The organism is Microbacterium sp. BF1 (genome assembly GCF_019279095.1).
Classification (GTDB): domain Bacteria; phylum Actinomycetota; class Actinomycetes; order Actinomycetales; family Microbacteriaceae; genus Microbacterium; species Microbacterium maritypicum.
On the sequence record NZ_JAGYWT010000050.1, the window covers coordinates 1 to 9425 of the forward strand.

The 9425-nt window shown below is 66.2% G+C and carries 9 protein-coding genes; 4 read left to right on the forward strand and 5 right to left on the reverse strand.

Features of this window, described 5'->3' with window-relative positions; translation table 11 throughout:
* Nucleotides 1–212 precede the first annotated feature (212 nt).
* From groES to KZA10_RS03200, 3 genes are all read left to right on the forward strand, one after another.
* Nucleotides 213–509, forward strand: coding sequence for a co-chaperone GroES (gene groES, locus KZA10_RS03190; protein WP_017203655.1), 297 nt, complete (start codon nt 213–215; stop codon nt 507–509).
* A 181-nt stretch (nt 510–690) separates the two neighbouring features.
* Nucleotides 691–1620, forward strand: coding sequence for an EamA family transporter RarD (gene rarD / locus KZA10_RS03195; protein WP_055870391.1), 930 nt, complete (start codon nt 691–693; stop codon nt 1618–1620).
* A gap of 161 nt (nt 1621–1781) precedes the next feature.
* Nucleotides 1782–3038, forward strand: a complete 1257-nt coding sequence (locus KZA10_RS03200) for an ABC transporter substrate-binding protein (RefSeq protein ID WP_055870392.1) — start codon at nt 1782–1784, stop codon at nt 3036–3038.
* A gap of 68 nt (nt 3039–3106) precedes the next feature.
* Here the strand turns inward: KZA10_RS03200 and KZA10_RS03205 are convergent, their stop codons facing one another.
* From KZA10_RS03205 to KZA10_RS03220, 4 genes are all read right to left on the reverse strand, one after another.
* Nucleotides 3107–3880 (reverse strand): ABC transporter ATP-binding protein, encoded by a 774-nt coding sequence (locus KZA10_RS03205; RefSeq protein WP_055870395.1) that lies wholly within the window; start codon nt 3878–3880, stop codon nt 3107–3109.
* The gene (locus KZA10_RS03210; protein WP_055871190.1) at nt 3877–4845 is read right to left on the reverse strand and encodes an ABC transporter ATP-binding protein; all 969 of its coding nucleotides are present in this window, start codon (nt 4843–4845) and stop codon (nt 3877–3879) included. The genes KZA10_RS03205 and KZA10_RS03210 overlap by 4 nt, the downstream gene beginning before the upstream one ends.
* Nucleotides 4846–4912: 67 nt before the next feature.
* The gene (locus tag KZA10_RS03215; RefSeq protein WP_055870398.1) at nt 4913–5890 is read right to left on the reverse strand and encodes a branched-chain amino acid ABC transporter permease; all 978 of its coding nucleotides are present in this window, start codon (nt 5888–5890) and stop codon (nt 4913–4915) included.
* A gap of 5 nt (nt 5891–5895) precedes the next feature.
* Entirely contained in the window at nt 5896–7179 is a 1284-nt protein-coding gene (locus KZA10_RS03220; protein WP_036322675.1) for a branched-chain amino acid ABC transporter permease, read from the reverse strand.
* Nucleotides 7180–7497: 318 nt separating this feature from the next.
* Between KZA10_RS03220 and guaB the strand changes: the two genes are divergently transcribed.
* Nucleotides 7498–9000 carry an IMP dehydrogenase gene (guaB, locus tag KZA10_RS03225; protein WP_218682158.1) on the forward strand — a complete coding sequence of 501 codons (1503 nt, stop codon included), beginning with the start codon at nt 7498–7500 and terminating at the stop codon, nt 8998–9000.
* 72 nt (nt 9001–9072) lie between these two features.
* Here the strand turns inward: guaB and KZA10_RS03230 are convergent, their stop codons facing one another.
* Nucleotides 9073–9297 (reverse strand): hypothetical protein, encoded by a 225-nt coding sequence (locus tag KZA10_RS03230; RefSeq protein ID WP_218682159.1) that lies wholly within the window; start codon nt 9295–9297, stop codon nt 9073–9075.
* Between the last annotated feature and the right edge of the window lie 128 nt (nt 9298–9425).

A 9425-nucleotide genomic window follows, 5' to 3' on the forward strand; every position in this document is an offset into this window, starting at 1 on the left:
CGTCCAAAGCAGACGTGGGCGTTCGTGTACGAGTCTCGCCGCGAAATCTTGGACTTCGGGCGTCCACCGTGGCTGGGAATCGGCCAAATCGAACACTGGATTCAAAGCTGATCGGCGCGGAGCGCCGACGAGCGCCTAGACTGGATTAGCACTCTCGGGTTGAGAGTGCGAACAAGTCTTTCGTGTCAGCGTCAAGAAAGAAGAGGTAGACCGTGTCGGTTTCCATCAAGCCGCTCGAGGACCGCATCGTCATCAAGCAGGTCGAGGCCGAGCAGACCACCGCGAGTGGCCTGGTCATCCCCGACACCGCCAAGGAGAAGCCCCAGGAGGGCGAGGTCGTGGCGGTCGGCCCCGGCCGCATCGACGACAACGGCAACCGTGTTCCGCTCGACGTCGCCGTCGGCGACCGTGTGCTCTACAGCAAGTACGGCGGCACCGAGGTGAAGTTCGGCGCAGACGAGTTCCTCGTCCTGTCGGCTCGCGACGTCCTGGCGGTCGTCGTCCGCTGATCTGCGGAATCTGATTCCCGCCCCTCGTGAGGGGCAGAGTCAAGGTCCTCGAAGGGGCCCGGATGCGCTTCGCATCCGGGCCCCTTCTGCGTCCGCCACCGGGCATCGGTTTCCTGCCGAACTCTGCGGCAGCGGCCGGGCGGCCGAGGGCGCGACGCCGCCGCGGGCGTAGGGTTGTGCGGTGCCCCCAGAGACGACTCGTGCCACGCAGACCGCCGGAGTGGCCTATGCCGGTGCCGCGTACCTCCTCTGGGGAGTGCTTCCGCTCTACTTCCTGCTCCTCGTTCCGACGGGGCCGTGGGAGGTCGTGGCCTGGCGCGTGCTGCTGTCGTTCGTGTTCTGCCTCCTGCTGCTCACGTTCACGCGCGGCTGGGCGGCATTCGGCGTCATCCTCCGACAGCCGAAGCTGCTGGCCTGGACGGCCCTGGCCGGTCTTCTGATCTACGTCAACTGGCAGGTGTTCCTGATCGGAACCCTCAGCGAGAACGTCGTCGAGACGAGCCTGGGCTACTTCATCAATCCGATCACGACCGTGCTGCTGGGCGTCTTCGTGCTGAAGGAGCGCATCCGCAGGTTGCAGTGGGCCGCCATCGCGATCGCGGCGATCGCGGTCGTCGTGATCGTCGTCGCCTACGGCGATTTCCCCTGGATCGCCCTGTCGTTGACGGCGTCCTTCGGGGTCTACGGGCTCATCAAGAAGAAGATCGGTCCCGCCGTCGATGCGGTCAGCGGTCTGACGCTGGAGTCCTTCTGGCTCATCCCGATCGCCGTGGTGCAGCTGATCGTCGTCGCCCAGACGACGGGGATCACGATGGGGGCGAACGGGTGGCCGCACGCGCTGCTGCTGGCGTTCGCCGGCGTCGCCACAGCGGTGCCCCTGCTGCTCTTCGCCGCAGGAACCCGACGCATCCACCTCACCGTGATCGGAATGATCCAGTTCATCACCCCCGTGATGCAGTTCCTCATCGGCGTCGTCGTCCTGCACGAGCCGATGCCTCCGGAGCGCTGGGCGGGCTTCATCATCGTGTGGATCGCGATCGGGGTGTTCGTCGTCGACCTGCTGCTCGCCGCACGTCGGGGGCGCAGGATTCCGCGTGTCGAAGCGGCCTGATCCCGAGGCTCATCCGTCGGGGAACCCAGTGTCGGATCGTTAACGCACCGAGATACTTGCGACCCCTGCGCGCAGGACTCACGGCCTAGTGTTAGAGCACCCGATTGTGGCCAGAATCCACGTTCAGTCACAATCCACGTTCAGTTACGCAAGGGAGCATCATGAACGCATTGAAGGGCTCGCGCACAGCGAAGGTCTTCGCCGGGATCGCACTGATCAGTGCATCCGCCATCGTCATCGCCGGCTGCAGCAGCACTCCGAGCTCGGAGAGCGGCGGCAGCGACAAGCCCGCAGCCGATCTGACGCTCAAGCTCGGATCGCTGCTTCCGCAGACGGGGTCGCTGGCATTCCTGGGCCCGCCCATGGAATCCGGCGTCGGACTCGCGGTCCAGGAGGTCAACGAGGCCGCTGCCGGTGTCACGATCGACCTGACGGCCGAGGACGAGGGCGACACCGACACCAAGGCCTACGAGACCTCGATCACCAAGCTGCAGGGCGCCGGCGTCTCCGCCATCGTCGGAGCCGCCGCATCGGGCGTCTCCAAGCTCATCCTCGACGGGAACGTGAGCGCGGGGATCCTTCAGATCTCGGCGTCGAACACGTCTCCCGACTTCACCACGTGGGACGACAGCGGCCTGTACTTCCGCACCGCACCCAGTGACCTGCTGCAGGGCGAGGTGCTGGGCAACCTGATCGCCGAGGACGGCGCCAAGAGCCTCGGCATCATCTACCAGAACGACGCCTACGGCACCGGCCTGAACGACGCCATCACGACGACGTTCGAGGGCACCGGCGGCGAGGTCGTCGAGTCGGTCTCGTTCAACGTCGGCGACGCGCAGTTCGACGCTCAGGTCGAGTCGATCAAGGCCCAGAACCCCGACGCGGTCGCGATCGTGTCGTTCGACCAGTTCAAGACCATCGCGCCGCTGCTGGTGAACGCCGGCATCTCGGCCGACAAGTTCTACATGGTCGACGGCAACCTGTCCGACTACGGCTCGGAGATCCCGGTCTCGCTCGAGGGCGCGCAGGGAACCAAGGCCGGTCCTGCTCTCGCGGATGACTTCACCACCCGTCTCCAGGACTACTGGACCGGCGAAGGCAACCCCGAGGTCAAGGACTTCACCTACGCGGCAGAGGCGTACGACGCCGTCATCCTCGTGGCTCTGGCCTCGCTCGCGGCCGGCTCCACCGAGGGCGCGGATATCGCAGCCAAGATGCAGGAGGTCTCGGGCGGTTCGGGCGACGGCAAGAAGTGCACCAGCTTCGCCGAGTGCGCCAAAATCATCAACGACGGCGGCGTGGCCGACTACGACGGCTACTCCGGCGACATCACGTTCGATGAGGCCGGCGACCCCCAGGGTGCCTCGATCGGCATCTACAAGTACGGTGCCGACAACATGATCACCCGCACCAACTGATCACACGATCACATGACGAAGGCCCCGGATCCGATCCGGGGCCTTTGTCGTGGGGTCGAGTCTGTGGCTCAGGCTGCGTCGGTGCCGAGCGTTCCGAGGTAGAGACCGATCACCTTCGGGTCATTGAGCAGATCACGGCCGGTGCCCTCGTGGGCGTCCTTGCCCTGATCGAGCACGTACCCGCGGTCGCAGATCTGGAGGCAGCGTCGGGCGTTCTGCTCGACCATGATCGTCGTGACGCCGGCCTTGTTGATGTCGGACACCCGGATGAACGCGTCGTCCTGCCGCACGGGGGAGAGCCCGGCCGACGGCTCGTCGAGCAGCAGCACCGACGGATCCATCATGAGCGCGCGCGACATGGCGACCATCTGCCGCTCGCCGCCGGAGAGGGATCCGGCGCGCTGCTTGAGGCGCTTGCCCAGCTCGGCGAAGATGCCGGTGACGAACTCGAGCCGTTCCGTGTAGATCTTGGGGTTCTGGTAGAGCCCCATCTGCAGGTTCTCCTCGATCGACAGCGACGGGAAGACGTTGTTCGTCTGCGGCACGAAAGCGACCCCGCGTCGGACCAGCTTGTCGGCCTTCAGGCCGACGATGCTCTCGCCCTTGACCGTGATGTCGCCGCTGCGCACGTTCACCAGCCCGAAGATCGCCTTCAGCAGGGTCGACTTGCCGGCGCCGTTCGGGCCGATGATCCCGATCAGCTCGCCCTGGCGGGCGACGAGGTTCGCGCCGTTGAGGATGTTCACCCCGGGGAGATAGCCGGCGTGGACGTCGGTCAACTCGACCACGACGTCGTCCTGAGGCGCGCTCTGCGGTGCGTTCGTCGGCGATTCCGCGCTCATGCGGTGCCCTTCCCCTCTGTGCCGGAGGCGGGATCGCTCGCTTCGAGCTCGGCCTCCGCCTCTGCTTCGATCTTCTCGCGGAGTCGGATCGCGGCGGCATCCTCGAGCACCGGGATGCGTCCGGTGACCGCGCCCAGGTCGAGATCCTGGTGCGCACCGAGGTACGCATCCACGACCGCGGGGTTCTCCATGACCTCGTCGGGAGGTCCCTCCGCGACGACGCGGCCCTCGGCCATGACGATCACCCAGTCCGCGATGTGGCGGACCATGTGCATGTCGTGCTCGACGAAGAGCACCGTCATCCCCTGCTCCTTCAGATCGAGGATGTGGTCGAGGAGCGACTGCGTGAGAGCGGGGTTGACGCCGGCCATGGGCTCGTCGAGCATCACCAGCGTCGGGTCGCTCATCAGCGCCCTGGCCATCTCGAGGAGCTTGCGCTGGCCACCAGAGAGCGACGCCGCGAAGTCCTTCTCCTTGGCATCGAGCTTGAAGCGCGTGAGCAGCTCGCGTGCCTTGCCTTCGATCTCGGTGTCCTGCGCTCGCCAGAGGAAGGGGAACAGACTCGACCAGAAACCCTCCCCGCGCTGATGCGGAGCTCCGAGCTTCATGTTCTCGAGGACCGTGAGGAGCGAGAGCGATTTGGTCAGCTGGAACGTGCGGACCTGTCCCATCCTTGCCACCTTGAACGACGGGACTCCCGAGAGGCTCGTTCCGTCGAAGGACCAGGTGCCGCTGTTGGGCTTGTCGAATCCGCAGAGCAGGTTGAACAGCGTGGTCTTGCCTGCTCCGTTCGGGCCGATCAGTGCGGTGATCGCTCCTCGCGGCACTTCGAGGTGGTCGACGTCGACGGCGGTCAGGCCACCGAAGCGACGCTGGACCGCATCGACGACGAGGATCGGATCGACCTTGGCGACCCCCGGCTTCACCTCGCCCTTGGTCAGACCGGTCGTCTTCGGGCGTCGGATGCTCCCTGTGGCGGGCGCGGCGTTCGCCGTGCCCTCGGCAGAGCCGGGGACCTGTTCCGGGGTCAGTTCATTTGACAAAGGTCATCTCCCTCTTGTCTCCGAGGATGCCCTGCGGGCGGAAGATCACGAGCAGCATCAGAGCGATGCCGACGAAGACGAAAACGAGCGTCGATGCCTGGCTGTCGGACATCGGCAGCAGGCCTGCTTTCGCCAGGGAGGGCAGGAGGTTGGCCATGAAGGCGAACACCACCCAGAACAGCACGGCGCCCAGCGTCGGTCCGAACACCGTGGCCGCCCCGCCCAGAAGGAGGATGGTCCACAGGAAGAACGTCAGCGACGTCGAGTAGCTGCCGGGGACGACCGCGGAGGGGAGGACGAAGATGATCCCGCCCGCGGCACCGATCACGCCACCCACGACGAGCGCCTGCATCTTGTAGGCGAAGACGTTCTTGCCGAGCGAGCGCACGGCGTCCTCGTCTTCACGGATGCCCTTGAGGACGCGACCCCAGGGGCTGCGCATCAGCGCCCACACCAAGAGGATGGCCGCGGCGAGCACGATCACGCCGAAGACCCGGTTCCAGAGGTCGTTGGCGCTGTACATCCAGGGTCCGAACCCGTAGGTCCCGGGGGGAATGGGGTTCGCGTCGCGGAACCCGCCGTTGTACTGGGCCAGGCCGTCGGCGCTGTTGGTCCATTCGTCGAACAGCTGCGTCGTGAACAGCAGTCGCACGATCTCGCCGGCGGCGATCGTCGCGATCGCCAGGTAGTCGGCGCGAAGTCGCAGCGTCGGGATGCCGAGCAGGACGGCGAAGAGCGCGCCGCCGAGCAGACCGATGAGCATGCCGATCCACCAGGGCAGACCGAAGCTCAGCACCGAGATGGCGTAGCCGTAGCCGCCGATGGCCATGAAGGCGGCCATACCGAAGTTGAGCAGTCCCGCGTATCCGAAGTGCACGGCCAGGCCGGTCGCCGCGAGGGCGTAGGCGATGGTGACAGGGCTGAACAGGTAGACGGCCGTGTTCGAGAAGATGCTTCCGAAGTCCATGGCGATCAGCCCAACCTTTCCCTGCGTCCGAGCAGCCCCTGCGGTCTCACGAGGAGGATGACGATGAGCACCACGAGGGCGCTCGCATACTTCAGGTCGGACGGGATCCACAGGGTGGAGACCTCGACCGCCATCCCGACGATGAGGGAGCCCACCAGAGCACCGAACGCGGTGCCGAGGCCGCCGAGCGTGATCGCCGCGAAGATCAGCAGCAGCATCTGCATGCCCATGTCCCACTTCACACCGGGGCGGAAGTAGGCCCAGAGGATGCCGGAGATGGCCGCCAAGGTGCCGGAGAGGATCCAGACGTAGCGGATGACCTTGTCCACATCGATCCCGGAGGCGGCGGCGAGCTGCGGGTTGTCGGAGATCGCGCGGGTCGCCTTGCCGATGCGGGTGCGCGTCAGGAAGAAGGCCACGGCCAGGATCACCACGATGCTCACCCCCATCGCGATCATGTCGATGTAGGACAGCGAGATCGGCCCGAACTGGATCGGCGTGGGGCTGGCGCCGGGGAGCTGGTAGGTGCCGCCGCCGATCATGAACTGGAAGGCGTAGCGCAGTGCCAGCGAGAGTCCGATGCTGACGATCATCAGCTGCACGACGCCGAGACCGCGTCGTCGCAGGGGACGCCAGATGCCGGCATCCAACGCCCAGCCGAACAGGCCGCCGCCGATGACGGCCGCGGCGACGCCGAGCCACAATGGGAGGTGCCAGAACGTGGTCGTGACGAGGGCGACGAGGCCGCCCCAGGTCACCATCTCGGCGTGCGCGAAGTTCGACAGCCGCGTGGTGCCGTAGATGAGAGCGGCACCCATCGAGGCCAGTGCCAGCAGCAGACCGAAGTTCAGGCCGCCGACCAGTCGCGAGAGCAGCTGGTCGATGAACGAGACGGTGATCCGCTGCCCCTCGCCGAGGAACAGATTCATGATCTTGGTCCCCGTGAGACCGAACTCGACCTCGAAGGAGGCGGTCGTTCCCGCGATCGGCTGCGTGCCCGGTGGCAGCAGGCTCGCATCGACGATCACACCGTCGGGGAGGGTCGACTCGTCGACCGTCAGCGTGTACTTCTCTTTCTCGGGCACGTACAGGCGCCACTTGCCTTCGGCGTCGGTCTCGGTCTCGCCCTTGAAACCGTTGCCTTCGATCGCCATGACGACGCCTTCGACGGGTTCGTCATCGAAGGTGACGACGCCGGCCAGGTAGAAGTCCGTGACCTCCTGCCCGTCGTCTGTCGTCTCGGCCGAGGCCGATGAGGGGGGCATGAACACGAACGCGCTGAGCGCCATGAGGACAGCGAGCAGCGCGACCACCCAGGGGCGCTTTCGCTGCACGGCGATTGTTGTGGGTCCCACGCAACCTCCACTTTGAGTGCTGTGTCTCTGCGATGTCGGGTTCGACCGCAGGGATGGACGACGCACTTGAGCGTAATGCGCGATCGGCGATTCACCTACGGTCCGTGTCAACAGTCCGATAACGGCGGGGCTCTGGGAATGTTCTCGGACGTGTCTCGCTTAGAATCTTCATACGGGCCGCGGCCCCGCACCGGCCGACGTCGACCACCCCCTCGCACTCGGACATGCGCGACTCGCGCAGAAGGAGAATCCATGGAACAGCACGATCCCTTCGGCTTCGTCGGGCTGACGTACGATGACGTGCTGCTGCTCCCCGGGCACACCGATGTGATCCCGAGCGAGGCCGACACCTCGTCGCGGATCACGCGCCGCATCTCGGTCGCCACCCCGCTGCTCTCCAGCGCGATGGACACGGTCACCGAGTCGCGCATGGCGATCGCGATGGCGCGCGAGGGCGGCATCGGAATCCTGCACCGCAACCTCTCCATCGCCGACCAGGCCGCGCACGTCGACCGCGTCAAGCGCAGCGAGTCCGGCATGATCACCGACCCCATCACGACGACGCAGGACGCGACGGTCGAAGAGGTCGACAGCCTCTGCGCGAAGTACCGCATCTCGGGTCTTCCCGTCGTCGACGACGAGGGCAAGCTCGTCGGCATCATCACGAACCGCGACATGCGGTTCGTCTCGGGCTTCGAGCGTCAGACCACCTTCGTCAAGGACGTCATGACCAGGGAGAACCTGGTCACGGCTCCGGTCGGCGTGGCCGCGGGCGAGGTCATCGCCCTGTTCGCGAAGCACCGCGTCGAGAAGCTGCCGCTCATCGACGGCGACGGCAAGCTCGCCGGCCTCATCACCATCAAGGACTTCGACAAGAGCGAGAAGTACCCGCTCGCCACCAAGGATGACCAGGGCCGTCTGCGCGTCGGCGCTGCCATCGGCTTCTTCGGTGATGCCTGGGAGCGTGCCGAGGCGCTGCGCGACGCCGGTGTCGACGTTCTCGTGGTCGACACCGCCAACGGGCAGTCGCAGGGCGTCATCGATCTCGTTCGCCGGTTGAAGGCCGACGAGTCCTTCGCCCACATCGACATCATCGGCGGCAACGTCGCGACCCGCGAAGGCGCCCAGGCCCTGATCGACGCCGGCGTCGACGCCGTCAAGGTCGGAGTGGGCCCCGGGTCGATCTGCACCACGCGCGTCGTCGCGGGTGTGGGAGTGCCCCAGGTCACGGCAGTCTACGAAGCATCGCTCGCCGCTCGCCCCGTCGGCGTCCCCGTGATCGCCGACGGCGGCCTGCAGTATTCGGGCGACATCGCCAAGGCGCTGGTCGCCGGTGCCGACGCCGTGATGCTCGGCTCGCTCCTGGCCGGAACCGACGAGTCTCCCGGCGAGATCGTGTTCCAGTCCGGCAAGCAGTTCAAGCAGTACCGGGGCATGGGTTCGCTGGGCGCGATGCAGACCCGCGGCAAGCAGACCTCGTACTCGAAGGACCGCTACTTCCAGGCCGACGTCCCCAGCGACGACAAGCTGATCCCGGAGGGCATCGAGGGGCAGGTGCCCTACCGAGGACCGCTCTCCGCCGTCGCCTATCAGCTGGTCGGCGGACTGCGCCAGTCGATGTTCTACGTCGGCGCGCGCACGATCGAAGAGCTCAAGACGCGCGGCAAGTTCGTGCGCATCACCTCGGCGGGTCTCAAGGAATCGCACCCGCACGACGTGCAGATCGTGGTCGAGGCCCCGAACTACAAGAAGTAGTCGTCAGCCGACGCACGAGGGACCGGATGCGAAACGCATCCGGTCCCTCGTGCTTGCTGCGTCGCGCACGGGTCAGCCGCAGGTATAGGTGACCCCGTTGACCTCCCAGACGCCTGTGCCGAGTTCGGCACACATGCCGAAGATGGCGGCGAAGAAGGCGATGAAGAGGATGATCTCGACGATCGTCAGGACCGCGCCGACGACGATGCCGGCGATCGCGAGACCCTTCGGCTGTCCGGCTTTGCCGAGCTTCACGGCGGCGACGATGCTCAGGATGAGGCCGATCGGGGCCGCCACATGGCGGTCACCTGTACCGGGATCAGGACTCCTGCGACCGCGATGGTCGAGACCAGTGCGGCGAGGACGGTGAAGAACCGCAGGCGCGACACACCTGACCGGAAGGCGCGGTGCAGTGCCCTCGAGAC

Bases quoted from the DNA above. Each gene is read 5' to 3' on its own strand.
- KZA10_RS03205 (WP_055870395.1), bottom strand. From the start codon at position 3,880: ATGAGCGCGGAATCGCCGACGAACGCACCGCAGAGCGCGCCTCAGGAC.
- guaB (WP_218682158.1), top strand. From the start codon at position 7,498: ATGGAACAGCACGATCCCTTCGGCTTCGTCGGGCTGACGTACGATGAC.
- KZA10_RS03200 (WP_055870392.1), top strand. From the start codon at position 1,782: ATGAACGCATTGAAGGGCTCGCGCACAGCGAAGGTCTTCGCCGGGATC.
- KZA10_RS03220 (WP_036322675.1), bottom strand. From the start codon at position 7,179: ATGGCGCTCAGCGCGTTCGTGTTCATGCCCCCCTCATCGGCCTCGGCC.
- KZA10_RS03215 (WP_055870398.1), bottom strand. From the start codon at position 5,890: ATGGACTTCGGAAGCATCTTCTCGAACACGGCCGTCTACCTGTTCAGC.